This window comes from Pleomorphomonas sp. T1.2MG-36, from assembly GCF_950100655.1.
Taxonomy (GTDB): Bacteria; Pseudomonadota; Alphaproteobacteria; order Rhizobiales; family Pleomorphomonadaceae; genus Pleomorphomonas.
Genome location: NZ_CATNLY010000001.1, coordinates 592,869 through 616,746, shown reverse-complemented (window position 1 = coordinate 616,746; position 23,878 = coordinate 592,869). Strand labels below are relative to the sequence as shown.

At 63.7% G+C, this 23,878-nt stretch carries 20 protein-coding genes; 13 read left to right on the top strand and 7 right to left on the bottom strand.

Annotation, left to right across the window (positions count from 1 at the left end; translation table 11 throughout):
- Positions 1–55: 55 nt before the first annotated feature.
- Both QQZ18_RS02945 and QQZ18_RS02940 read right to left on the bottom strand, forming a co-directional pair.
- Positions 56–2,569, bottom strand: coding sequence for an EAL domain-containing protein (locus QQZ18_RS02945; protein WP_284537764.1), 2,514 nt, complete (start codon positions 2,567–2,569; stop codon positions 56–58).
- Between the two features lie 36 nt (positions 2,570–2,605).
- Positions 2,606–3,643 (bottom strand): TRAP transporter substrate-binding protein, encoded by a 1,038-nt coding sequence (locus QQZ18_RS02940; protein WP_284537763.1) that lies wholly within the window; start codon positions 3,641–3,643, stop codon positions 2,606–2,608.
- Between the two features lie 432 nt (positions 3,644–4,075).
- On the opposite strand from QQZ18_RS02940, the gene QQZ18_RS02935 reads away from it, so the two are divergent.
- The 4 genes from QQZ18_RS02935 (at position 4,076) to glpX (ending at position 8,988) form a co-directional block, all read left to right on the top strand.
- Positions 4,076–4,816: a cytochrome c biogenesis CcdA family protein gene (locus QQZ18_RS02935; protein ID WP_284537762.1), complete on the top strand. Its 741-nt coding sequence runs from the start codon at positions 4,076–4,078 to the stop codon at positions 4,814–4,816.
- 172 nt (positions 4,817–4,988) lie between these two features.
- On the top strand, positions 4,989–6,218 hold the full coding sequence (locus tag QQZ18_RS02930; RefSeq protein WP_284537761.1) for an LL-diaminopimelate aminotransferase: 1,230 nt from the start codon (positions 4,989–4,991) through the stop codon (positions 6,216–6,218).
- Between the two features lie 142 nt (positions 6,219–6,360).
- Entirely contained in the window at positions 6,361–7,677 is a 1,317-nt protein-coding gene (locus QQZ18_RS02925; protein ID WP_284537760.1) for a homoserine dehydrogenase, read from the top strand.
- A gap of 324 nt (positions 7,678–8,001) precedes the next feature.
- On the top strand, positions 8,002–8,988 hold the full coding sequence (glpX, locus tag QQZ18_RS02920) for a class II fructose-bisphosphatase (RefSeq protein WP_284537759.1): 987 nt from the start codon (positions 8,002–8,004) through the stop codon (positions 8,986–8,988).
- A gap of 51 nt (positions 8,989–9,039) precedes the next feature.
- On the opposite strand, the gene QQZ18_RS02915 is transcribed toward glpX, so the two are convergent.
- The gene (locus QQZ18_RS02915; RefSeq protein ID WP_284537758.1) at positions 9,040–9,699 is read right to left on the bottom strand and encodes a DsbA family oxidoreductase; all 660 of its coding nucleotides are present in this window, start codon (positions 9,697–9,699) and stop codon (positions 9,040–9,042) included.
- 147 nt (positions 9,700–9,846) lie between these two features.
- On the opposite strand from QQZ18_RS02915, the gene pcaQ reads away from it, so the two are divergent.
- Entirely contained in the window at positions 9,847–10,776 is a 930-nt protein-coding gene (gene pcaQ, locus QQZ18_RS02910) for a pca operon transcription factor PcaQ (RefSeq protein WP_284537757.1), read from the top strand.
- 8 nt (positions 10,777–10,784) lie between these two features.
- On the opposite strand, the gene recG is transcribed toward pcaQ, so the two are convergent.
- Complete coding sequence (gene recG / locus QQZ18_RS02905; RefSeq protein ID WP_284537756.1) at positions 10,785–12,896, bottom strand: ATP-dependent DNA helicase RecG; 2,112 nt, start codon at positions 12,894–12,896, stop codon at positions 10,785–10,787.
- A gap of 446 nt (positions 12,897–13,342) precedes the next feature.
- On the opposite strand from recG, the gene QQZ18_RS02900 reads away from it, so the two are divergent.
- The 5 genes from QQZ18_RS02900 (at position 13,343) to QQZ18_RS02880 (ending at position 16,451) form a co-directional block, all read left to right on the top strand.
- Positions 13,343–14,134 (top strand): TatD family hydrolase, encoded by a 792-nt coding sequence (locus tag QQZ18_RS02900; protein WP_284537755.1) that lies wholly within the window; start codon positions 13,343–13,345, stop codon positions 14,132–14,134.
- A complete protein-coding gene (locus QQZ18_RS02895) occupies positions 14,131–14,958 on the top strand; it encodes an MBL fold metallo-hydrolase (RefSeq protein WP_284537754.1) in 828 nt (275 codons plus the stop codon). The genes QQZ18_RS02900 and QQZ18_RS02895 overlap by 4 nt, the downstream gene beginning before the upstream one ends.
- Positions 14,959–15,203: 245 nt before the next feature.
- Complete coding sequence (locus tag QQZ18_RS02890; protein WP_284537753.1) at positions 15,204–15,365, top strand: DUF3563 domain-containing protein; 162 nt, start codon at positions 15,204–15,206, stop codon at positions 15,363–15,365.
- Positions 15,366–15,667: 302 nt separating this feature from the next.
- Positions 15,668–15,823 (top strand): DUF3563 family protein, encoded by a 156-nt coding sequence (locus QQZ18_RS02885; protein ID WP_284537752.1) that lies wholly within the window; start codon positions 15,668–15,670, stop codon positions 15,821–15,823.
- Positions 15,824–16,295: 472 nt separating this feature from the next.
- Complete coding sequence (locus QQZ18_RS02880) at positions 16,296–16,451, top strand: DUF3563 family protein (protein WP_101287565.1); 156 nt, start codon at positions 16,296–16,298, stop codon at positions 16,449–16,451.
- 144 nt (positions 16,452–16,595) lie between these two features.
- Here the strand turns inward: QQZ18_RS02880 and mazG are convergent, their stop codons facing one another.
- Positions 16,596–17,429 carry a nucleoside triphosphate pyrophosphohydrolase gene (mazG, locus tag QQZ18_RS02875; RefSeq protein ID WP_284537751.1) on the bottom strand — a complete coding sequence of 278 codons (834 nt, stop codon included), beginning with the start codon at positions 17,427–17,429 and terminating at the stop codon, positions 16,596–16,598.
- A 94-nt stretch (positions 17,430–17,523) separates the two neighbouring features.
- Positions 17,524–18,234, bottom strand: a complete 711-nt coding sequence (locus tag QQZ18_RS02870) for an HAD family hydrolase (RefSeq protein WP_284537750.1) — start codon at positions 18,232–18,234, stop codon at positions 17,524–17,526.
- 445 nt (positions 18,235–18,679) lie between these two features.
- On the opposite strand from QQZ18_RS02870, the gene QQZ18_RS02865 reads away from it, so the two are divergent.
- The 3 genes from QQZ18_RS02865 to QQZ18_RS02855 all read left to right on the top strand — a co-directional run bounded on the left by QQZ18_RS02865 (position 18,680) and on the right by QQZ18_RS02855 (position 22,605).
- Positions 18,680–19,408, top strand: a complete 729-nt coding sequence (locus tag QQZ18_RS02865; protein WP_284537749.1) for an HAD family hydrolase — start codon at positions 18,680–18,682, stop codon at positions 19,406–19,408.
- A 259-nt stretch (positions 19,409–19,667) separates the two neighbouring features.
- On the top strand, positions 19,668–21,173 hold the full coding sequence (gene guaB / locus QQZ18_RS02860) for an IMP dehydrogenase (protein WP_284537748.1): 1,506 nt from the start codon (positions 19,668–19,670) through the stop codon (positions 21,171–21,173).
- Positions 21,174–21,288: 115 nt separating this feature from the next.
- Positions 21,289–22,605 carry an RsmB/NOP family class I SAM-dependent RNA methyltransferase gene (locus tag QQZ18_RS02855; protein ID WP_284537747.1) on the top strand — a complete coding sequence of 439 codons (1,317 nt, stop codon included), beginning with the start codon at positions 21,289–21,291 and terminating at the stop codon, positions 22,603–22,605.
- A 5-nt stretch (positions 22,606–22,610) separates the two neighbouring features.
- Here QQZ18_RS02855 and QQZ18_RS02850 read toward each other — a convergent pair whose 3' ends face one another.
- Positions 22,611–23,786, bottom strand: coding sequence for an MFS transporter (locus tag QQZ18_RS02850; RefSeq protein WP_284537746.1), 1,176 nt, complete (start codon positions 23,784–23,786; stop codon positions 22,611–22,613).
- Positions 23,787–23,878: the final 92 nt, after the last annotated feature.

Genomic DNA, 23,878 nt, shown 5'->3' with positions numbered 1-23,878 from the left:
AGTTGCGTGGAAGCAGGGAGGTGGAGCGGGTCGTCGTGGCTTCGCCCTGACCTTGTCACGCCGCCGAGATGGCCGAGCCGCCGCTTTCCTCGAACATGCGGGTGACATCCTCGGCGGGAACCGGCCTGCCAAGCAGGAACCCCTGTACGGTATCGCAACCCTCGGCGTGCAGGCGTTCGAACTGCTGCTCGCTCTCCACGCCCTCGGCGGTGGTTGCGATGTTGAGGTTGGACGACAGGCTGGCGACGGCCCGGACGATGGCCAGGGATTCCTGATCGCCTTCGCCGAGATCGGCGACGAAGGAGCGGTCTATCTTGATCCGATCGAAGTGGAACTGGCGCAGATAGCCGAGGCTCGAATAGCCGGTGCCGAAGTCGTCCATGGCGATGCGGACGCCGATCTCATGGAGGCGTTGCAGGATGGCGAGCGTCATCGACGTATCGGCGATCAAAACGTGTTCGGTGATCTCGATTTCCAGCCGATGCGCTTCCAGGCCAGAGGCGGCGAGGGCCGCCACCACCTGTTCCGCGAAGCTTCGGTCGCGGAACTGCACCGGCGATACGTTGACGGCGATGCTGATGTGGTTGGGCCAGGTTATCGCGTCGCGGCAGGCCTGCTCCAACACCCACTGGCCCATCGGGACGATCAGGCCGACTTCTTCGGCCAGCCAGATGAACTCGTTGGGCGGAACGATGCCGCGCGTCGGGTGGTTCCAGCGCAGCAGCGCCTCGAAACCGATGATCTCCCGGTTGTTCATGCTGAACATCGGCTGGTAATGGAGGCAGAGCTCTTCGGAGACCAGGGCGCGCCGAAGCTCCAGTTCCAGCAGGCGTCGCGTCTGGGAGCGCAGGCTCATCTCGTCGCGGAAGAAACGATAGACGCCTCGGCCGTCGGCCTTCGCCGTGTAGAGCGCCATGTCGGCATTCTTGAGCAAGGTGTCGGCGTTGGTTCCGTCCAGCGGAGCGACGGCTATGCCGACGCTGGCCCCGATGATGATCTGCTGGCCATCGATTTCGTAGGGCTCGCCGACGATTCGGACGATGCGCCGGGCGAGATCGGAGGCAGCCTCGGGCTGCTGTACCGGGCCAAGCTGGATGATGGCGAACTCGTCACCGCCAAAGCGCGCGGCAATGTCGTTCTGGCTGATGCACGATCTCAAGCGGTCGGCAACCGCCTGCAGAAGCGCATCGCCGACCGGATGGCCGAGCGTGTCGTTGACGTTCTTGAAACGGTCGAGATCGATGCAGAGAACGGCGACGCTTTCCTTGCCGACCAGTTCCGACAGCGCGTCTTCGAGGCTGTCGCGGAACAGGAGTCGATTGCCAAGGTCGGTCAACGCGTCGTGGCGCGCCATGTGGCGGATCTTTTCCTCGACGCGGCGCCGGGCGGTGATGTCCTCGTGGATGGCGACCCAGCCGCCACCGCCGATGCTCTGGATACCCAGTGCGAGAATGCGGTCGTCGCTGGTCTCGTAAACGAAATGGGTCGTTCCGCTGAGATTGGACCGTGCCTCCGAGAGGACCTCGGAAAGGGGGGCGTAGGTGCCGCCATCCCGCAGGGCGTCGGCGAAAATCTCGTGGTAGGTCCGGCCGCGCAGCGTGTCTTCGGGCGCCAAGCCGTACATGTCGCAGTAGATTCGATTGCAGATGATGAGCCGGTCCGAAGCGTCGAACATCGACAGGCCGACGGGCATGTTGGCCACCGCGGCCCTGAGCCGCTCCCATTCCCGCTCGGCATTGCGGGCGAAATCCCTGCTGTGGATCAGCGCTTCGCGATAGCCGGCAAGCGCGCGGACAAGCACGCCGATCTCATCGCGCCTCGGGGTCTGTTCCGGAATGGGGGTGGTGTGATCGCCGATGGTCAATCGGCGCATGGCGTGGGCGATGCTGCGGAGCGGACCCGACACGTTGCGCTGAACCCACAAGATCGCCCCCAGCGCCGCCAGGCTGGCGATCACCAGGGCAATCAGCGACTGGGTGACGGCCCGCGATACCGCCGTCGAGGCTCGCGCGGCCGCGTCCTGCGACAAGGTCTTGGCGTAGGCGATGAGGTTCTCAAGCTCGCTGACCGCCGCCTGGTATTGGAGGCGCGTCGTTCCGTTGGCGTACTCCGTCGCCTGTTCCAGTTCACCGCTTTCAATGGCGTCGTTCACCTGATCGAGCGACGCGAGATAGATTCCCCAGGCTTCGGAGAAGATGGCGAACAGCCGCTCTTCCTCGGGCGAACTGATGGTTGCCTTGAAGTCGGCCGCGGCCTGGTTGAGCTCGTGCCGCGTTTCGGTGAGGTTGGCGTCGATCTCGGCGAGGTTGCGATAGTCGATCACCTGCAGGCGGCGCATGACGACCAGATTGTGCTGCAGGGCGAGGCGGCGGAGCTTCTCGAGGAGTTCCACCTGCGGAAGCCTGACCTCGCGGATTTCCGTGGTGACCTTGTTGACCGAGATCACCTGCACGACGCCCAGCGCGCTGACGGCTGCGATCAGCAAAAGGACAAAGATGACCGCTCCGGACAACTTGGCCCGGATGCTTGCGTTCCCCACGCTGCCGATCGACTCGTCATGCCAGCTCATAGGTCTCGGCTTCTCCTTTTGAGTGCCTCGACGAACTCAGTGAAGATAACTGAAACGCTTCCAGAACCCATATTGGTTCCGAAACCGGACGTAAGATTCGTAAATCTGCCTGAATCTCGGATTTGCAGCCATTTCCTCCTCGGCGACCTTTTCCCAAGTCGCTTCGAAAGTGAGGAGAAGATCTGGCGACCAACGGCGGAGCTTGATGCCGCTTCTCTTGATCTTTTCCAGGGCTTCGGACTGCATGATCTCCGCCCGACCGATGCTGTCCCGCATGACCGCTGCGCAGACGGTTTCGATCGTTTCCTGCTGCTTTTCCGTCAGCCCGCGCCATGTCGCTTCGTTGAAGTAAAGCTCATAAAGCGTCGAGGGCTGATGCCAGCCTGGAAAATAGTAATACTTTGCGACGTTCTGAAGGCCAAGGGTCAGATCCATGGACGGCAGAGAGTACTCGGCCGCGTCGATCTCGCCTCTCTTCATGGCGTCGACGATCTCGCCCGGAGGCTTCTCTATGATATCGGCGCCCAGCCGCGCGAGCACCCGGCCACCAAGACCAAAGAACCGTATGCGCAGGCCCTTCAGGTCGTCGACGCTTCGAATTTCCTTGGAAAACCAGCCCGCGCCTTCAGGCGGAAGGACCATGCAAGGCACATTGTGGACATTATGCTTGGCAAACAGGTCGCGCGACAGCGTCAGGCCGCCTCCTTCAAGGAACCAGGCCATGTATTCGATGGTATTTGGTCCGAAGGGAATGGAGCTCAAAAGTTCGAATGCGCTGTCATGGCCGGCGAACTGGCCCGCGGTAGACCAAGCGGCGGCGATTTCGCCGGTGGTGACCCTGCTAACCGTGCTGGAGGCCGGCGCCAGGTTGCCCGGCACGTGAAACACGAGCTGAACCTCGCCGCCGGTCAGGCTGTCGACCTGTTCGCTCAAGCGGCCCGTGGCTTCCGAAAACAGCGGCAACGACAAAGGGAAAGTGCTGGCGACATGAATCACCTTTGCGTCGCCTGCCAATGCAGACGCCGCAAGGCTGGCAATGAATGCCAGTCCGGCGATCGCCGACAGCCTGTTCATCCGTCCCCCCGAAGCGCACAACCACCCGCAACCTTACAGATCAATATATGCAAACAACGCTAGATAAAAGTTAATCCGCGGAGCGTGGGGCGTGGCCTGTTCCGAATGACACGAGGAGACGCTGCTTTGCCCCGAAAAGCAACTCCCTTCATCTTCCTCCCCACAGGGTATCGTGCTTCTCGTCGAGATGCGCACAGCTAGTTTCAAGGTCTGCGAGTCCAGGTGGCGGCGACGATTTCTGGATGTTGAACTATTTCCGTATGCCAGACTTGTCTGTTCAGGGGCTAATTCTCGTCACGAGGTCTGTGCGGATCGGTACCTAAGCTTGAGCGGTGGGACCCGTCCCGGCAATGTGATGGATCGGAGGAAAACCTGCCTCGCATGCGTCGTGGAAATCGAGTATCAGTCGGTTGCCCGCCTTGCAGAGGCCATATGGACGCGAACGTAACACTGATTGCAGCTTTTGGCGCCGGATTGCTCTCCTTCGTGAGCCCCTGCGTGCTGCCGCTCGTTCCGCCGTATCTCGGCTTCCTGACCGGCGCGTCGATCGAGGAACTGACCGGCGAGGAAATGAGCCGAATGGCCGCGAAGCGGCGGGCGGCCCAGGTTTCGCTTTGCTTCATCCTCGGGTTTACCTGCGTCTTCGTGACGCTCGGTGCCACCGCGTCGGTCTTCGGCCAGCTTCTTCGCCAGTGGTCCGAGGTTCTTGGCATTCTGGCCGGTGTGTTCATCATCGTCATGGGCCTGCATTTCCTCGGCCTGTTCCGGGTGGCGCTCTTCTATCGCGAGGCCCGATTCAACCAGCTACGGGTCAAGGCTGGCCTTGGCGGAGCGTTTCTGCTCGGCCTCGCCTTTGCTTTCGGCTGGACGCCCTGCATCGGTCCGGTGCTCGCCACCATCCTGTCGGTGGCCGGAAGTCGCGATACCGTCGGAGACGGAGCACTGCTGCTCGCCGTCTACTCCCTCGGCCTAGGCGTCCCATTTCTGATCGCCGCGCTGTTCGCGGCCCGTTTCGTGCTGTTCATGCGCCGTTTTCGACGGCATTTTCCGCTTGTCGAGCGAGCTATGGGCGGCGTGCTGGTTCTTACCGGCGCGCTGTTCCTGTCAGGCGGCATGCAGCGCGCGTCGTTCTGGCTTCTGGAAAACTTTCCGGCCCTCTCCACAATCGGCTGATTCCGTGGTGGGCCGGGTAGGGCGGCCACAACGGCGGCTTTTTGGAGAGTTCGGTCGACGACCGGCCAAAAGCCACTTCCCCCTCCGCCCGGAATTGATCTAGAAGCACAGACCCGCCTGCCGGCGCGGGGCGAAAACCGCCGGCTTCCAAGACCACACTGAGGTCAAGTCCATGAGCAACAACGAGTTCCACAAGATCAAGCGCCTCCCGCCGTACGTCTTCGAGCAGGTCAACCGGCTCAAGGCTGCAGCGCGAGCTTCGGGCGCAGATATTGTCGATCTTGGCATGGGCAATCCCGACCTGCCAACGGCGCGCTATGTGGTCGACAAGCTGATCGAGACGGTACAGCGGCCCGATACGCACGGCTATTCGGCCTCGCGTGGCATCAACGGCCTTCGCAAGGCGCAGGCCGCCTATTACGCCCGCCGATTCGGCGTGAAGCTCAATCCCGACACGCAGATCGTGGCGACGCTCGGTTCCAAGGAAGGCTTCGCCAACATGGCGCAGGCCATCACCGCGCCGGGCGACGTGATCCTCTGCCCAAATCCGTCCTACCCGATCCACGCCTTCGGCTTCCTGATGGTCGGCGGCGTCATCCGTTCAGTTCCGGTCACGCCGGGGCCGGAGTTCTTCCACGCTCTTGAGCGCGCTGTCACCCATTCCATTCCGAAGCCGCTCGCCCTCATCCTTTGCTATCCGTCGAACCCGACCGCCGAGGTGGTCGAACTCGATTTCTACAAGGACGTGGTGGCCTTTGCCCGCAAGCACGAGGTGTTCGTGCTGTCCGATCTCGCCTACTCGGAGATCTATTTCGACGGCGTTCCGCCGCCCTCCGTGCTGCAGGTGCCGGGCGCGATGGACGTTTGCGTCGAGTTCACCTCGATGTCCAAGACGTTCTCCATGGCCGGCTGGCGCATGGGGTTCGCGGTGGGCAACGAGCGACTGATCGCCGCGCTGTCGCGCGTCAAATCCTACCTCGACTACGGTGCGTTCACCCCCATCCAGGTGGCCGCGACGGCTGCGCTCAACGACCCCGAGGCGGATGTCCACATCGAGGAGGTCCGCCAGACCTACAAGCGCCGCCGTGACGTCATGGTCGAGAGCTTCGGCCGGGCCGGCTGGGAGATTCCGGTTCCGCGCGCCTCCATGTTCGCCTGGGCACCGTTGCCGGAGCGCTTCAAGACGCTCGGCAGCCTTGAGTTTTCCAAGCTGTTGATCGAGAAGGCCGAGGTTGCCGTCGCTCCAGGCGTCGGCTTCGGCGAGCAGGGGGACGATTACGTCCGCATCGCTCTGGTGGAGAACGAGCAGCGTATTCGGCAGGCGGCGCGCGGCCTTCGTCGATTCTTCGACACGGCCGACGAAACCATGCATAACTACGCTCCGGCCGAGCGGAGCCGCTGATCGGCGTTTCCGCTCCCCACGCAGTCCTGCGAAAGCGCCCAGCGACTTTCCGCCGGGCTGCGTGAGACCAAACAATCAAGGCATTTCCGGCGGCCCGTTCGTCGGAAACGCCCAGGCAGACAGAGAGTTTCGGAAGAGCACCATGGGTAAACCGCTTCGCCTCGGCATCGCCGGTCTCGGGACCGTCGGCGCGTCCGTCGTTCGCATCGTCCAGTCCAACCTCAGCTCGCTGACGCTGAGAGCGGGGCGGCCGGTGACGATCACGGCCGTCTCGGCGCGCAACCGCAACCGCGACCGGGGCATCAACGTGAGCGGCTTTGCTTGGTACGACGATCCCGTTGCCATGGTCGCCGACCCGAACGTCGATGTCGTGATCGAACTGATCGGTGGCGCGTCCGGCGCCGCCGAGAGCGTGGTGCGCGCTGCGATCGCCGCCGGCAAGCCGGTGATCACCGCCAACAAGGCGTTGCTCGCCCTCCATGGCGTCGAACTCGCCCGCCTCGCCGAAGAGGCCGGTCTGTCGATCGGCTTCGAGGCCGCAGTCGCCGGCGGCATTCCGGTGATCAAGACCTTGAAGGAAAGCCTTGCCGGCAACACGGTCACCGGTATCGTCGGCATTCTGAATGGCACCTGCAACTACATCCTGACGCGGATGGAGAAGGAGCAGCTCTCTTTCGAAACCTGCCTCTCCGAAGCACAGCGGCTCGGCTACGCCGAGGCGGATCCGACCTTCGACGTCGGCGGCTTCGACACGGCGCACAAGCTCGCCATCCTGACCAGCCTTGCCTTCGGCACGGAGATCGACGCCGACGCGATCTATGTGGAAGGCATCACCTCGATCTCGCTCGAGGACATCAAGGCTGCCGACGAACTTGGCTATCGCATCAAGCTTCTTGGCGTCGCCCGGCGCACCGATACGGGTATTGAGGCGCGGGTCAATCCGGCCATGGTGCCGAAGAAGTCGGTGGTGGCGCAGACCTCCGGCGTGCTCAACGCGGTCTCCTTCGATGGTGACGCGCTGGGCGAGGTGGTCCTGGTCGGCCCCGGCGCCGGTGGCAGCGCCACGGCCTCGTCGGTCATCGCCGACATCGTCGACGCCGCACGCGGTCACCGTACGCCGGTGTTCGGCCTGCCGGTGAACGAGCTCGCGCTCTACCAGAAGGCCGAGATCCAGGCCCACAAGGGCGGCTATTACGTGCGTCTTTCCGTATACGATCGGCCGGGCGCCTTCGCCGGCATTGCCAAAAGCATGGCCGATCGCGACATATCGCTCGAATCCATCGTTCAGCACCGCCGCTCGAACGACGACGCGGCGCCCGGCCATACCGGCGCGCCGCAGCCCGTGGTCCTGATCACCTACGCTACACGCGAGACGGAGATCCGGGCAGCGCTCGCAGCGATCGAGGCGGCCGGCCACATTGCCGAGAAGCCGACGCTGATCCGTATCGAGAGCTTGTAAGACCCTGTCGGGCCTGTGTTCATTTCCAGGCCCGAGTTAGGGAATGCTGCTATCGACTTTTTGCATGTCTAGTGGTCGAACGGGCGAGAAGTGCTGGTAAATGGCGGTATTTCGCCAAGTATCCGAGGTGGCGCGACCTCGCGGCATGGTTAATTCATCCGCGGAACATCCGTATTGCGTCCTATGGCGCATTGACCTCCATCGCCCGTTCTTCCTACCTCGCTAAGGTATCGACTGGGTTTCCTCCCCGTTCGCGCGTGGCCGCAAGACCTCCCTGAGCCGCAGCGACGAACTTGGCCGACTGTCCGAACCGCGGGTTGTTTCATGTCGCAAAAATTCTCCAATTCTCTCGACCGTATTCTAACCCTCGAAGTTGTTCGGGTTACCGAACGCACGGCCATGGCCGCTGCCCGCCAGCGTGGCCACGGCGACGAGCGTGCCGCCGATCAGGCGGCCGTGGATGCCATGCGTGCCGAGCTTAACCAGTTGCCGGTTCATGGCACGATCATGATCGGCGAGGGCGAGCGCGACGAAGCGCCGATGCTCTACATCGGCGAGGAAGTCGGCAGCGGCAAAGGGCCGCGCGTCGACATCGCCGTCGACCCGCTCGAAGGCACGACGATGTGTGCCAAGAACCAGACCAACTCGCTAGCCTGCATCGCGATCGCCGAGCAGGGCGGGCTTCTGAACGCCCCCGACGTCTACATGGACAAGATCGCCATCGGTCCCGGATTCGCACCCGGCATTGTCGATCTAGACGCGACGCCGACCGACAATATCCGCGCGCTGGCCAAGGCAAAGGGTGTGCCGGTGTCGGCGATCACCGCCTGCATCCTCGACCGGCCGCGTCATGCCAGGCTGATCGACGAGGTGCGGGGTCTCGGAGCTTCCATCCGCCTGATCGGCGACGGCGACATTGCCGGCATCATTCAGACGACCGACCCGGAGGAGACCGGCATCGATGTCTATCTCGGCGTCGGTGGGGCGCCGGAAGGCGTGCTGGCGGCGGCTGCGCTGCGCTGCCTCGGCGGGCAGATGCAAGGCCGGTTGATGATCAATCGCCCGGACCAGATCGAGCGCGCCCGGCGCATGGGGATCGAGGACGTCACCAAGAAATACACCATGGAAGACATGGCCCAGGGCGACGTTCTGTTCGCCGCTACCGGCGTCACCAAGGGTAACCTGCTCGACGGCGTGCGTTTCAAGGGCGGCAAGATCATCACCGACACCGTGGTGATGCGCTCGTGGACGGGTACCGTTCGTCGGATCAAGGCCGAGCATATCGATCGCGACAGGATCGACGCCATCTGACGGATCGAGTCATTGTCGAAAGGGGCGCCCGGATGGACGCCCCTTTTCTTGTCAGGCCTTCGTCGCGTCCAGTTCGGAGGCGATCCGGCGCAAAGCGTCGACCAGAACCTCCGATGTCTGGGCACCGGAGATGGCGAACTTGTTCTCGACGATGACGGTGGGCACGCCGGTGATGCCGATGCGGCCGGCGTGTGCGATGTCGGCCTTCACCGCATCGAGGTCGACGCCGTCCTCCAGCTTCATCGTGATCTCGTCCTCGTCAAGACCGACCTCTTCGGCGGCGGCAATGAGCGTTTCCGCTTTGGTGAGATCGGCGCCTTCCTCGAAGAAAAGGGAAAACAGCCGTTCGAGCATGGGATCGCCGAGGCCTTCCGCCGCCGCCCAGCGAACGAGGCGATGAGCGTCGAGCGTATTGGGGCTCTTCTCGATGAGGTCAAAGGCATAGGTGATGCCGACATCGGCCCCCAGGCTGAAGAGGCGGGCGTGCGCTTCGTCCAGTGCATCGGCGCTGCCGAACTTGCCGATGACGTATTCCTCGCGCTCGATGCCCTCCTGGGGAATGGTCGGGTCGAGCTGGAACGGCCGGTAGCGGACCTCGATGTCGAGGTCGTCGAGCTCGGCGATGGCTGCGTCGAGTCGCCGTTTGCCGAGGAAGCACCAGGGACAGACGACATCGACGATGACGTCGAGATGGAGCTTGGCTTTCTGCATGAGTACTCCCGGTGATTGCCTTCATGGGCAGCTTTTCAGCCACTCTACCATCGATTACGGACGAGGGCGGACACGGACTCGACCATTGTTCCATGGCAGAGGGATGCTTTGCCCCTTTACATAACGGCAGGTTATAGAGGACCCGACGTGATCGAGAACCGTATCAAACATAGGCATCTGAGTTCGTTTGTGGAAGTCGCCCGCCTGAAAAGCATCGGCAAGGCGGCGGTATCGCTGTCGATCAGCCAGCCGGCGGTGTCGAAAACCATCCGCGAGCTGGAAGAGATCCTGGGTGTCGAGCTGTTCGACCGTAGCCACCGGTCCGTCGTCCTGTCCTATTACGGCGAGGTGTTCCTTCGCTTTGCCGGCGCTTCCATCGCAGCACTGCGCCAGGGCGTGGAGTCGGTCGAACTGGCGCTGAAGCAGGGTGCGTCCATCGTCCGGGTCGGTGCGCTCGCCTCGGCGTCCTCGCGAGTCCTGCCGGAAGCGGTGACGCGGTTTCTCGGAACCAGTGTCGGAACGACGCCGCAAATCATAACCGCCGATAATGTCTCCATCCTCAACCAGCTGAAGGCTGGCGAACTTGATTTCGCCCTGGGGCGCATGGGATCGCCCGCGAACATGGTCGGGCTTGCCTTCGAGCACCTCTATACCGAGCGCGTGGCGGTGGTGGCGCGCCCGGAGCATCCGCTGTTCGCGCAAGGCGGAGGGCTCGGTCGCCTGTCCGACTATGTTGCGCTGGTGCCGCCGCCGGGATCGATCATTCATGACCACGCCGTGGAGCTGTTGATCCGGCTTGCCGTCGGCCCGCAACTGCGGCGCATCGACACGGTCTCGACCGTGTTCGGCCGAGCCTTCGCCACCACCACGGACGCCATCTGGATCGCCCATTACGGCGAGGTGGCCGGCGACCTCGCCGCCGGCACGCTGCGCGAACTGCCGGTCGATACCTCCGACACCTTCGGACCGCTCGGTCTCATCGTCAGGTCGGGCGTGTCGCTGTCGCTGGGCGCCGAGCTGATGATGGCGGCCCTTCGAGAGGTGGCCGCCGAGGTGAGGGCGGAAGGCGAGCGCTGAGCGTTTCGTCAGCCGGCACGGATGAGCCGCACCGCTTCGTCGCGGCCGAACAGATAGAGCAGGAGCCGCAGCGCTTCCCCGCGCGGACCGGCGAGGCCGGCGTCGCGGGCCAGCAGCAGGGAGGCGTCGTCGCGCGCCGTTTCCATCAATGCGCCATGATGCTCGGCGCGCACGAAGCGGAAGCCGGGCATGCCGCTCTGGCGCGTCCCCAGCAGTTCGCCGCCGCCTCTCAACTTCAGATCCTCCTCGGCGATGCGGAAGCCGTCCTCGGTGTCGCGCATCACCTTCAGCCGCGCCTTGGCCGTTTCGCCAAGCGGCCCCTTGTATAGAAGCACGCAAGCCGAGGATTTGTCGCCGCGCCCGACTCGGCCGCGTAGCTGGTGTAGCTGCGCAAGGCCAAAGCGCTCGGCATGCTCGATGACGATGATCGTCGCATCCGGCACGTCGACCCCGACCTCGATGACGGTGGTGGCCACCAGGATATGCGCTTCGCCATCCTTGAAGCGTTGCATGGCGGCGTCCTTCTCCGCCGCCTTCATGCGGCCGTGAACGAGGGCCACATCGTCTCCGAAATGCTGCCGGAGATCGGCGTAGCGTTCCTCGGCGGCGGCAAGGTCGATGCTCTCGCTTTCCTCGACCAGCGGACAGACCCAGTAGACCTTGGCGCCTTCCAGGCGAATGGCCGAGCCGATACGTTCGACGATCTCGCCAATGCGGTCCTGCGGCACGGTGACGGTGGCGATCGGCTTGCGCCCGGCCGGCTTCTCGGTGAGGCGGGAGACGTCCATGTCGCCGAAATAGGCCAGCATCAGGGTGCGCGGAATGGGCGTCGCCGTCATGACGAGAAGGTCGGTGGTCGGTCCCTTGGCGGATAGCGCCAGCCGCTGGTGGACGCCGAAGCGGTGTTGCTCGTCGACGACGGCAAGCGTCAGGTTGCGGAACTCGACCGCCGTCTGGAACAGGGCATGGGTGCCGACGACGATGTCGACCTCTCCGGCGGCAACCCGTTCCAGCGTTTCCCGGCGTCCTTTCGCCCTGTCGGCGCCCGTGAGCAGCGCGAGCCGCAGGCCGGCCGCCTCTGCGAGGCTCGACATCGAGTGCGCGTGCTGGCGGGCGAGCAGCTCGGTCGGCGCCATCACCGCCACTTGACCGCCGGCTTCCACGGCGGCGGCCGCCGCGAACAGCGCCACCATGGTCTTTCCCGAGCCGACATCGCCCTGGATGAGCCGTACCATGCGCGAGGGCGCCGACAGGTCGGCAACTGCGTCGGCAATGGCCGCGTCCTGCGATGCCGTCAGGCGAAAGGGCAGGGCGGCGCGGAGGCGGCTTGCGATGTCGCCGGTCGGCAGGCGCGGACGGCTTGCGACCCCCTTGAGCTGCCGACGAACCAGGGCGAGGGCCAACTGATTGGCCAGCAGTTCGTCATAGGCAAGGCGCGTCAAGGCGGGGCTCGGTTGGTCGGCGGTCTCCGGCTCCTCGGGCCTGTGGAGGTGCCACAGGGCCTCGGCAAAGGGCGGCCAAGCCTCGCGGCGGAGATGGGCTTCGTCGAGCCATTCGGGCAGGGCCGGGATGCGGGCGAGGGCCGCTTCGGCAAGGCGGGCTATCAGTCGCCCACCGATGCCTTCGGTCAAGGGATAGACCGGTTCGAGGCGGGGCAGCTTGTCGGCCTCGGCTTCCAGTACCACGTGGTCCGGATGGCTCATCTGGAGCGCGCCGTTGAAGCGTTCGACTCGCCCCGAGACGAGTACGGTTTCGCCCGGCGGGTAGAGCTTTTCGAGCCAGCCCTTGTCGGCACGGAAATAGGTGATCGAAAGCTCGCCGCTGTCGTCGTGGACCGCAATCCTGTAGGGCGCGCGCGACTGCGGCGGCGTGGGACGATGACGGTCGACATGCACGCGCAGTGTGACGATCGTTCCTTCCGGCGCCGATTCGATCAGTGCCTCGTGGCTGCGATCGATGAGGCCAGTCGGAATGTGGAAGAGAAGGTCGAGCACCACGGCGCCACGGGCGGTCTCGCCGGCGGGACCGACCAACTTCTCGAGTTTCGGCGCGGTGCGTGGCCCGACGCCGGGCAGTGAGGTGAGCGGCTGGAACAGCGGATTGAGGAGATCTGGACGCATGGAGGGATGTTAGGGCATCCGCCCGAAAAATTGCAGACTTTTCGGGCGGGCGGATGCCTCAAGAGTGCTTCCATCCGCCCGAGAAGTTGCAGACTTTTCGGATGGGCGGATGCCACAAGAGTGCTTCCATCCGCCCGAAAAGTTGCAGACTTTTCGGATGGGCGGACGCGGAGGGCTCTTCCGGCAGGCCACAAAAAAAAGCGGACGCCCGAGGGCGCCCGATATGTGGCCGGCCCAAGAAGCCGGCCGCGTCAAATGCCGTAGACAATATTTACGGTTGCATGGCCGAATACATGCCGCAACCAGAGCTCTTCTAGTTGCTCAAGATGAGGGTTTTGTGACGATCGGCGCGGGACGCTTATCTGCTCGACGATCACCGCTGCTCGACAGCGACGGCGCGAGCGGCTATGTCGGAACAATTCCTCGTCTTTTTGCGTTCAGATCCGATGATTGTCGACAGTCACTGCCATCTTGATTTCCCCGATTTCGCCGACGAGGCGGATGCACTCATTGCCCGCGCGGCGGCAGCCGACGTGCGGATGATGGTGACGATCGGCACGCGTGTCCGCGATTTCGCCACGGTGCGGGCGATCGCCGAAGCGCACCCGGAAGTCTACTGCACGGTGGGCACCCATCCGCATGAGGCGGAGAAGGAAGCCAGCGTCGGGGTCGACGAACTGGTGGGGCTCGCATCCCATCCCAAGGTCATCGGCATAGGCGAGGCGGGGCTCGACTACTTCTATGATTCCTCGCCGCGCGATGTGCAGGCCGAGGTCTTCCGCAGGCATATCGCGGCGTCGCGGATCACCGGTCTGCCGCTCTGCATTCACTCGCGGGATGCCGACGCCGACATGATCGCCATCCTGGAGGAGGAGACCGGGAAGGGGGGCTTCCCGATCCTGCTGCATTGCTTTTCGTCCGGTCGCGAGCTGATGGAACGGGCGGTCGCGCTCGGCGCCTTCATATCGTTCTCCGGCATCCTGACGTTCAAGCGGTCCGACGAACTCAGGGCTATCGCCCGCGACGTGCCGGCCGATCGATTGCTGGTTGAGACCGACGCGCCCTATCTGGCGCCGCTGCCGTGGCGTGGCAAGCGCAACGAACCCGCCTACGTGGCGCACACTGCGAAGGTACTGGCCGAGGTCAAGGACGTCTCGCCCGCCGAGATGGCCGCCACGACGACGGCAAATTTCGCCCGGCTTTTCGCCAAGGTGCCGCGCGAGGTCTTTGAATCATGACCGCCCGCATGCGCTTCACCATGCTCGGCTGCGGCGCCTCGCCCGGCGTGCCGCGCATCGGCAATGATTGGGGTGCTTGCGATCCCAACGAGCCGCGCAATCGCCGCCTCCGGTCGTCGCTGTTGGTCGAGCGGTTCGGAGAGGGCGGCGGTGTTACCCGCGTCATCGTCGACACCGGCCCGGACTTCCGCGAGCAGGTTCTGCGGGCGGGCGTGGGCGAGGCCGACGCGGTGCTCTACACTCACTCCCACGCCGATCATATCCACGGTATCGACGAACTTCGGCAGTTCTTTCACAACAGCGGCCACCGTGTGCCGGTCTACGCCGACGAAGCGACGGCCGCGCGGCTGAAGGAAGCTTTCGGCTATTGCTTCGAAACGCCCTTGGGCTCCGGTTATCCGCCCATCGTCGCCGAACACCGGGTCGACGCCGGTGTAGCCTTCTCCATTGAAGGCAAGGGTGGGACGATCGATGTCGTGCCCTACGAACAGACGCATGGCGATATCGTCAGCATCGGTTATCGGTTCGGTTCGCTCGCCTATTCTTCCGATGTCAGTGCCATTCCCGAGGAAAGCTGGGCGCTGATCGAGGGTGTCGAGGTGTTCATCGTCGATGCGCTCCGCTACAGGCCTCACGTCAGCCATTTCTCGGTGGATCAGGCGATCGAGGCCGGCCGTCGCGTCGGTGCGAAGCTGATCGTTCTCACCCATATGCACCACGACCTGGATTACCGGACGTTGGTGGCCGACCTGCCGGCTGGAGTCGTGCCGGCGTTCGACGGCATGGTGATTGAGAATGATGCGGTGCTCGACGCTGCCGGCTGAGACGAGTTTTGCGACGTTACGGAAAGTTGCGTCTGACGCTACGCTTTCGTGGCGCCATTGGATTGCCTTTACGAATCATGAAGAAAATATGTCGTGATTCCAGTCTCTCGCATGGCTGGCTTGCGCGATTGCGTCTGGCATCGCTACGACGAAAGTCTATATGAAAGGACGAGGCGATGATGACGCGTCACTCGTTGGTGACATGAATCCTTCGCCGTTCCGTATCGTTGAGAGAAGTGAAAGCCATGTTTGGTCCGCTGAAGAAGGTTGCCCGTGCCTTGCGTGTTCCCTCCACCGAGGAGCGTGAGATGCACTACCTCAGCGCCGCTGGCGACCGCATCGAGCTCGAGTATCGCCAGCGCGAGATTGATCGCGGTCTGTTTCGGCGCGGCCCCTACGGTCTGTGATGGAATGCGGCCGCCCCTGAGCGGGCGGCAGTGGGTGAGCACGACACGCCAAGCGCTCCGGAATGGAAAGACCGGGGCGCTTTGCCGTATCCGAATGATGATCAGCCGTTGCTTACGCGCTCAAAGTTTATCTGAATCCAGCCTATAGTTATTCTTCAACCCGGGTTTCATCAGGTGCATGGCGGCGTTGCGGTATCCGCGCTGGTACGATCAGCAAAAATAGCTATGTTGTGACTTGTAAGAGCAAGAAACGAACGCCGGAACAATGATGATCCCGGCGGCACCCAAGAAAGGATGCAGCTATGTTTGCCAACCTGAAGAAAGCCCTCCGCTCCATCAGCGCGTCCGAACGCGAAGTGGCGTATCTCAACGATGCCGGTGACCGCATCGATCTCGAGCTTCGCCAGCGCGAAGTGGACCGTGGCCTGTTTCGCCGGAATCGGAACCTCGGTATCTGAGGTAAATTGCTGAAAGAAAAAGCCAAACGCTGGCGTTTGCCTGCGTTGGCGGAAGGTGGAGGGAAGATCCTCAGGCAAGCCCCAGGGCCTGAATCTTCCCGGACGCAGTTTCTGACCCCAAGACGAGCGCCCGTATGGCTTGATTGCCTGGGCGCTTTTTTCTTTTTGTCTCTGCCATCCCGTCATGCCGAAACGCTTGCTCGGGGCGCTCGCCGCGGTCGGCCGGCACAGGCGCCTTCCGGGTTAAGAAGCTGTTAATTTTTCTTTCGCAGGGGCCTAGTGAAATGAAGATCCCCTGAAACCCGGAGAAAGAAAAACTGTTGATACCAATTCGCAGGATGCATGCGCGTCATGCAACATTCGATCTGGTCCAAATAATAGAATGCACTATCTTCATGAGCGTCAGGACAGAGGAACGGATCGCTGGGTCCTGAAGATAAACCGGCGGTTCGTGGATCGAAAGGAAGATAAAATGTTCACCCAGCTTCGCAAGGCCGCCCGCGCCCTTCGCCCTGCTACCGCCGCCGAACGCGAGGTCGCCTACCTCAACGAGGCCACCGATCGCATCGACCTCGAGTACCGCCAGCGCGCCGTCGACCGTGGGATGTTCCGCAATGCCGGCTTCTGAGCGTCGCCACATCGACCCCGTCATCGGGATCGCCCGCCAGCTACCCCGGACCACGAGCCGCAGGCTCGACGACGGTCCGGCCCCGAGAGGCTTGTGAAACCCGGCCACCGCGCCGGGTTTCTCTTTATCTGAGCATGGCTGCCGTCAGCCTTCGCTTTTGGCTTCCTGCCACAGCGCTTCCATTTCATCGAGCGTCGCTTCTGCCGGCCGCCGTCCGGCTTCTTCAAGCTTCCGTTCGATATAGGAGAAGCGCTTCCTGAACTTCTCGTTGGTCGCTCGCACCGCCGCTTCCGGATCGATGTCGAGATGACGGCCAAGGTTGGCAAGGGCGAACAGCACGTCGCCGAGTTCAGCCTCGATCGAAGCCCGCGCTTCGGCTCCCTCCCGCTTCTCGCTGTCGGCCCGATCCATTTCGGCCTCCAGCTCGTCGAGTTCCTCGCGTATCTTCGCGAGCACGGCGCGCGGATCGTTCCAATCGAAGCCGACCGTTCCGGCCTTATGCTGCAGCTTGACGGCCCTCAACATCGGCGGCATAGCAACCGACACGGCATCGAGCAGGCTTTGCGGCGCCTCACCGCCTTGGCGGGCCGCCTTTTCAGCCTTTTCCTCGGCCTTGATCTTCTCCCACAGTCCCTTGACCAGGTGCGGCGTACGCGCCTCTTCAGGTCCGAACACGTGCGGATGGCGGCGGATCATCTTGCTCGTCACCGCTTCCACCACGTCGGGAAAGGCGAAGGCGCCTTCCTCCTCGGCGATACGGGCGTGGAACACCACCTGCAACAGCAGGTCTCCCAGCTCGTCGCAGATGTCATGCCGGTCTCCACGGGCGATCGCCTCCGCCACCTCATAGGCTTCTTCGATGGTGTAGGGCGCGATGGTCTCGAACGTCTGCTCAAGATCCCAGGCGCAGCCGGCTTTCGGATCGCGCAGCCGAGCCATGATGTCGATGAGGACGGATATGTCGCGTCCGGGCTGCATGGCAGGGACTCCTTGGCTGTGCGGGAAGGGCGGCGCGAGACTTCGCGCGGCAGGACATGCGAGTCAACGCCAAACTCGTGACGCCGCCGCCACGTCAGTTGTTGATATGTGACGCAAGGAAAGCCGGAAGCTCGCCGATGTCCGGAAGACAGGCGTCGGCAATCGGCTTGAGCGTTGCCGCATCACCGGTTCCACTCAGGACGCCGATGACAAGGCCGGCGCCGGCGCTGCGTCCCATGTCGATGTCATGGCTGTTGTCGCCGACAACGGCGATCTCCGACGGTTCCAAGCCGAGCGCCTCGGCAAAGGCGAGGGCCATGCCCGGCCCCGGCTTCACGCCATGTCCACTGTCGTAGCCGGTGACGAAAGCGATGTGATGGGCAAGGCCGAGATGGTCCAGCATCAGGCGGATGGATGCCTCGTTGTCCGACGAGGCGATGCCTAGCGTCAGCCCCGCCGTCCTTAGGGCGGAAAAGCAGGCGTCGAGATCGCCGATCGGGACCGAACCGGTTGCCGAGGCGGTGAACAGCGCGTCGAGCCGCCCGGCCAGATCCGCGAGGGGGAGGGGGCTGCCCGCGTCCACCCAGGCGGCCGCGATCTCGATGGTGTGGGCGGCGGCGAGCAGGCTGCCGGGGCGGGTGATCATGCTCGCCCGATCCATGCCGCCCAGGGCGAGCAGGCGAGCGGCCAACAGGTCGTCGCCATCCGCCGCGATCCCGGCGGCGGCAAGATTGATGGGCCCCCAGGTCCGGTGGTAGTCGAGAAGGGTGCCGTCCTTGTCGAACAGCACGGCGCGGATTGGCATCGAATGCTCCCGTGGTCGGCTTCCTATAGGCTGGCGGCCTTCGGCGAGGCAAATCGAAATGGCGGGTTGGTGCGAGTTTCCCTTCCAAGTGCCGCATGGCTTCCAATCCAGATCGTTCTCCTTTTCGGCTGTTCCGCCCCAACCGCTTGGACGGGCTCGTCTTGCGACGCAATCCGCGTGAGCGCGGCCTTGTTGTCCAGCTCCCCCTGTGTCGGCGGCTCCTTGCTGACGGGCATCTCTCAAGTTGAACATGTGATTTGTGACGGACCAACTTTCCCGCGCCGACAAACGTGCTGCCGAGGAGGCGCAAAAGAAAGCGTCGGAAGAGTGGGCGGCGAGAAACGGTTTCGACATCGTTGTTTAGGCGATCTAGTCGGCGCCGACTTGCGCCGGTGCGATGGTTTCGCTAGTCCGGAAAGTCGTCGCCTTCCTGGAGGGGCGCTTCATGACTGACCGGATCGTCACCACTCTCGGCTTCGATGCCGACGACACGCTTTGGCAGAACGAGCGTTTCTTCCGCGACACCGAGGGACGCTTTCTCGATCTGCTCGGCGACTTCGGTGACCGGGCGACGCTGGCGAGCCGGTTGTTTGCCATCGAGAAGCGCAACATCCCGATCTATGGCTTCGGCATCAAGGGCTTCGTGCTGTCGATGATGGAGACCGCCATCGAAGTCAGCGACGGCCGGCTGGATCCGTCGGTCGTCGCCGGTGTCCTGGCCATGGGGCGCGAGATGCTGAATCATCCGGTGGAACTGCTGCCGGAGGTGCGCGAGACGCTTGAGGCGCTTTCGGGCCGTTATCCGCTGATCCTGATCACCAAGGGCGATCTGTTCGACCAGGAGCGCAAACTCGCCGCCTCCGGCCTCGCCGGGTTGTTTCACGCGGTTGAAATCGTCTCCGACAAGTCGGCTTCCACCTATGCCCGCGTGTTCGCGATGCGCGGCGACGGACCGGACAGCGGCCTGATGGTCGGCAATTCCTTGCGTTCCGACATTCTGCCGGCGCTTGAGGCGGGAGCCTTTGCGGTCCACATTCCGCATGACCTGACATGGCTTTATGAGCAGGTCGACGAACCCGTGGACCATCCTCGCCTGTTCATCGAGAACCACATTCGAAAGGTTGCGGATGTCGTTGAAAAGATTAATGAAGATATCACTTATCGAAAGTTCTGAATCCGGTCGGTCGCAAGTCCGGCCCGGAGCTTTCCGCTGTTGATTTTTGGCTCAGAGCATTGATTCAAGCGGCTCGACCCTTCGTCAGCGGTTTCGCGTAAGTATACCAAAGTCGCGCTTTTGCCTTTGCCAAACGCCGCACGCGTGGTAGAGACCACCGCCAACTTCATTCGGTGATGAATGCTTGCCCCGAGTCGCGAAACGCGATTTCGGACAGGCTTATTTTCATTTCGTCGCCTGCGAGCCCAAGGAGTTGGTCATGGCCTCATTCTTCGTTCCCTCCGCCGGTGGCGATCACGCATTGACGTTCGACGACGTGCTGCTGATGCCTGGCCACTCGGAAGTCCTGCCGGCCGACACCGATGTCCGTACCCGCCTGACCCGCACCATCGAGCTGAATATCCCGCTGCTGTCGTCGGCCATGGACACGGTGACCGAGTCGCGCCTGGCCATCGCCATGGCGCAGGCCGGCGGCATCGGCGTCATTCATCGCAATCTCGACGTCGAGACGCAGGCCGAGCATGTCCGGCAGGTGAAGAAATTCGAGAGCGGCATGGTGGTCAACCCGGTGGTCATCGGCCCCGAGGCGACGCTGAAGGAAGCGCTCGACCTCATGAAGTCGTATAACATCTCGGGTATTCCGGTGGTCGAGAATGCAGGAGACGGTGGCCGCGGCCATGGGCGCCTCGTCGGCATCCTGACCAACCGCGACGTCCGCTTTGCTTCCGATCCGAACCAGAGGGTCTACGAGTTGATGACGCGGGAGAACCTCATCACGGTTCGCGAGGGCGTCAGCCACGACGAAGCCAAGCGCCTGCTGCACCAGCACCGCATCGAGAAGCTGCTTGTGGTGGATTCGGCCTATCAGTGCGTCGGCCTGATCACCGTCAAGGATATCGAGAAGGCCCGCCTCAACCCCAACGCCGCCAAGGACGACCAGGGCCGCCTGCGCGTCGCTGCCGCCACCACCGTCGGCGACAAGGGGCATGAGCGGTCGCAGGCGCTGATCGATGCCGGTGTCGACGTGCTGGTGGTGGATACCGCGCACGGGCACTCCGAATACGTGCTGAAAGCCGTCACCAAGGTGAAGAAGCTTTCCAACCATGTGCAGGTGATCGCGGGCAACGTGGCCACCGCCGATGGCACCAAGGCGCTGATCGACGCCGGCGCCGACGCGATCAAGGTCGGCATCGGTCCGGGCTCGATCTGCACCACCCGCATCGTCGCCGGTGTCGGCGTGCCGCAGCTTACGGCCATCATGGAGGGGGTCTCCGCCGCTCGCGATGCCGGCGTGCCGGTGATCGCCGACGGTGGCATCCGCTTCTCTGGCGACTGCGCCAAGGCGCTGGCGGCCGGCGCCACGGCCTGCATGATCGGCTCCCTGCTGGCCGGCACCGACGAGAGCCCGGGCGAGGTCTATCTCTACCAGGGCCGCAGCTACAAGAGCTACCGCGGCATGGGCTCGGTGGGCGCCATGTCGCGCGGTTCGGCCGACCGCTATTTCCAGGCGGAAGTGCGCGACCAGCTGAAGCTTGTGCCGGAGGGAATCGAGGGGCAGGTGCCCTACAAGGGGCCGCTTGGATCGGTTGTCCACCAGTTGGTGGGCGGCGTAAGGGCCGCCATGGGCTATGTCGGCGCGAAGACCATTCCGGACCTGCAGGAGAAAGCCCAGTTCGTGCGCATCTCCTCGGCCGGCATGCGGGAGAGCCACGCTCATGACGTGACGATCACCCGTGAAAGCCCGAATTATCCCGGCGCTGCCTGAGACATCGTCTTATAGTCGACTGACAACATCATCTGACGACCGCCGGGCTTGCTCCCGGCGGTCGTCTCATTCATATCTCGCCACGAGACTAGACGGGCAACCGAAGGATATTGAGATGAGAGACGGCGGCAGGATCGCAGCGGCGATCGAAGTGCTGGGCGATGTCGAGCGCACGCGGCGACCGGTGCAGGACGCGCTGAAGGATTGGGGGCTCACCCATCGTTTCGCGGGGTCAAAGGATCGCAGCGCCATTGGCAATCTGGTGTTCGACGTGCTGCGCCGTAGGGCATCGCTTGCCGCCATCATGGGGTCCGACAGCCCGCGCGCGCTGGCGCTTGCCGCTGCCGTTCGTCTGTGGGGACGCGGAGTCGGGTCGCTCGAAACGCTCTTTGCCGAAGACAAGTTTGCGCCGCCGTCCCTTACCGAGGATGAACGCAGTGCGCTTTCCAGCGGGACCGTTCCGGCCGATGCGCCCGATTGGGTGAAGGGTGATTACCCGGAGTGGCTGGCCGCTTCCCTGGCCCGCGCTTTTGGCGATCGGGTGGTGGAAGAGGGCGAGGCGCTCGCCGGACGCGCCGACGTCGATCTTCGCGTCAATACGCTGAAGAGCGAGCGGGAGCAGGTACTTGCCGGGCTCACCCATCTCAAGGCGGAGCCCTGCCGCTGGTCGCCGGTCGGCATCAGGATCCCGGCGGTGGACGGCGATCTCCGGCCCGGCCACGTCTCTTCGGATCTCGCCTACAAGAGGGGCTGGTTCGAAGTGCAGGACGAGGGCAGCCAACTGGCGGCGCTGATCGCCGCGGCGGGCGGTGGTCGGCAGGTGGTCGATCTCTGTGCCGGCGCCGGCGGCAAGACGTTGGCGCTATCGGCGGCGCTCGGCAACCATGGCCAGATCTATGCCTATGACAGCGACAAGCGACGCTTCGGCGACATCCTCGACCGCATAGATCGCTCGGGCAGCCGCAATATCCAGATCCGCGAGCCACGTCGCGATCAGGACGTGCTCGGCGATCTCGCCGGCAAGAGCGATCTCGTGCTGGTCGATGCGCCTTGCACCGGTTCCGGCACGTGGCGGCGGCGGCCGGACGCCAAGTGGCGCCTGGCGCCGGGTGCGCTGGATATCCGTCTCAAGGAACAAGCGGCGGTGCTCGACAACGCGGTGCGGCTGGTGAGAGCCGGTGGACGCATTGTCTACATCACCTGCTCTGTGCTGCCGGAGGAAAACGAGGCGCAGATCGCAGCCTTCCTTGCGCGCACGCCGGACTTCTCGCTGGGCGACGCGGCCGCGGCCTTCGCCACGGTGACCGGCAGGGACGCGCCGGATCTCACGCGCCTCCGTCTTGAAGACGGTGAGGGATCCATGCTTCGCCTCACGCCGGCCCTGACCGGTACCGACGGCTTCTTCGTGGCCATCCTGAACCGGGCGGCCTGATCGGCTCAGGCGCTTGCCGGTTCGGCCTCTCCCGGCGCGGTCTTGCGATCGCCCGGGCGGAGCGAACCGGTGAGCAGCAGGCTGATGAACAGAACCGGGATGAGGAACATCAGGCCGACACGAATGCCGAGGAACTCGGCCAGACCGCCGATCACCAACGGGCCGGCCAGGAAGCCGAGCACGTAGATCGCCGAGAGAATGGCGACATTGCCCGCCGCCGTGCCCGGTATCGACGTGACGGCGGTGACCGCCATCGGGAAGGCGGTGGAGATGCCAAGGCCGATCATGCCGAAGGCGATGGCGCCCATCCAGAAATTGCTGGCGATGAACAGAAGCAAGGCGCCACAGAGGGCGATGGACACGAACAGGCGCCCCAACGCGACCATGCCGAGGCGTTGGCGCAGAGTGTCGCCCATGAACCGTCCGGCTGACAGCAGAGCCGCGAACACGGCGTAGCCGTAGCCGAGCATGGCGGTGGGCGTTCCCGTCTCGTCGCGCAGGAAGATGCCCGACCAGTCGCCCATCGCTCCCTCGGTGACCGCGAACCCGATGCTGAAGATGCAGACCAGGAGCAGGGCCTTCGGGGGAATGTTGAAGAATGAAGGCTTGGGTGCGTCACTGGCGGTTGCGGTCTTGGCCGGTTCCGCTGGCAACTGAAGCCCGACCCAGACGGCGGTCGGCAGCACGACCGCCACGGACAGCGCCAGCGCTTCGGTAACCGTCAGCCCGAAGGTCGCCAGCGTGGCGCCGACGAAACTGCCCACGCCGATGCCGACGCTCCAGCAGCCGTGGCATGTGCTCATGATCAGCCGACCGGCCTCTTCCTCGATGCGTGCCGCCTCGACGTTCATGGCCAGCTCCGCCAGTGCGAGCAGGGCGCCGCAGGAGGCAAGGATCAGAAACAGCGACGGAATGTTGAAGGCGAGTCCCGGCAGGGTGAGGATCAGCAGCATGCCGGAAAAGGTGCAGATCAGGAGATTGCGGGCGCCGACGGCGTTGCAGATCCGGCCAGCGAACGGCAGGATCAGCAAGTTGGAGATCGGCATGCCCAGGAGGGCGAGCGCCAGTTGCGCCGGGCTGAGGCCGAGGCCAGCCTGCACCTCGGGAATGCGCGACAGCCAGTTCCCGAAGACGAGCGGCTCCAGGAAGAAAAGCAACATGATCAGGCGGACTTGGGTCATCGCATCACCGGGCGAAAAGGAACGGAATTAGAATCGATTCAAACGGACATTTAGCGCCAATTCCGGGCTTATGCCAGATGGCAAAGAGCGGT

Coding starts and splice junctions, on each gene's coding strand:
- mazG (WP_284537751.1), bottom strand. CDS start 17,429: ATGCAGCCCGGACGCGACATATCCGTCCTCATCGACATCATGGCTCGG.
- QQZ18_RS02865 (WP_284537749.1), top strand. CDS start 18,680: ATGACTGACCGGATCGTCACCACTCTCGGCTTCGATGCCGACGACACG.
- QQZ18_RS02885 (WP_284537752.1), top strand. CDS start 15,668: ATGTTTGCCAACCTGAAGAAAGCCCTCCGCTCCATCAGCGCGTCCGAA.
- guaB (WP_284537748.1), top strand. CDS start 19,668: ATGGCCTCATTCTTCGTTCCCTCCGCCGGTGGCGATCACGCATTGACG.
- QQZ18_RS02945 (WP_284537764.1), bottom strand. CDS start 2,569: ATGAGCTGGCATGACGAGTCGATCGGCAGCGTGGGGAACGCAAGCATC.
- QQZ18_RS02890 (WP_284537753.1), top strand. CDS start 15,204: ATGTTTGGTCCGCTGAAGAAGGTTGCCCGTGCCTTGCGTGTTCCCTCC.
- QQZ18_RS02855 (WP_284537747.1), top strand. CDS start 21,289: ATGAGAGACGGCGGCAGGATCGCAGCGGCGATCGAAGTGCTGGGCGAT.
- recG (WP_284537756.1), bottom strand. CDS start 12,896: ATGCGTCCAGATCTCCTCAATCCGCTGTTCCAGCCGCTCACCTCACTG.
- QQZ18_RS02915 (WP_284537758.1), bottom strand. CDS start 9,699: ATGCAGAAAGCCAAGCTCCATCTCGACGTCATCGTCGATGTCGTCTGT.
- QQZ18_RS02850 (WP_284537746.1), bottom strand. CDS start 23,786: ATGACCCAAGTCCGCCTGATCATGTTGCTTTTCTTCCTGGAGCCGCTC.
- QQZ18_RS02880 (WP_101287565.1), top strand. CDS start 16,296: ATGTTCACCCAGCTTCGCAAGGCCGCCCGCGCCCTTCGCCCTGCTACC.
- QQZ18_RS02935 (WP_284537762.1), top strand. CDS start 4,076: ATGGACGCGAACGTAACACTGATTGCAGCTTTTGGCGCCGGATTGCTC.
- QQZ18_RS02895 (WP_284537754.1), top strand. CDS start 14,131: ATGACCGCCCGCATGCGCTTCACCATGCTCGGCTGCGGCGCCTCGCCC.
- QQZ18_RS02900 (WP_284537755.1), top strand. CDS start 13,343: ATGATTGTCGACAGTCACTGCCATCTTGATTTCCCCGATTTCGCCGAC.
- QQZ18_RS02940 (WP_284537763.1), bottom strand. CDS start 3,643: ATGAACAGGCTGTCGGCGATCGCCGGACTGGCATTCATTGCCAGCCTT.
- QQZ18_RS02870 (WP_284537750.1), bottom strand. CDS start 18,234: ATGCCAATCCGCGCCGTGCTGTTCGACAAGGACGGCACCCTTCTCGAC.
- glpX (WP_284537759.1), top strand. CDS start 8,002: ATGTCGCAAAAATTCTCCAATTCTCTCGACCGTATTCTAACCCTCGAA.
- QQZ18_RS02925 (WP_284537760.1), top strand. CDS start 6,361: ATGGGTAAACCGCTTCGCCTCGGCATCGCCGGTCTCGGGACCGTCGGC.
- QQZ18_RS02930 (WP_284537761.1), top strand. CDS start 4,989: ATGAGCAACAACGAGTTCCACAAGATCAAGCGCCTCCCGCCGTACGTC.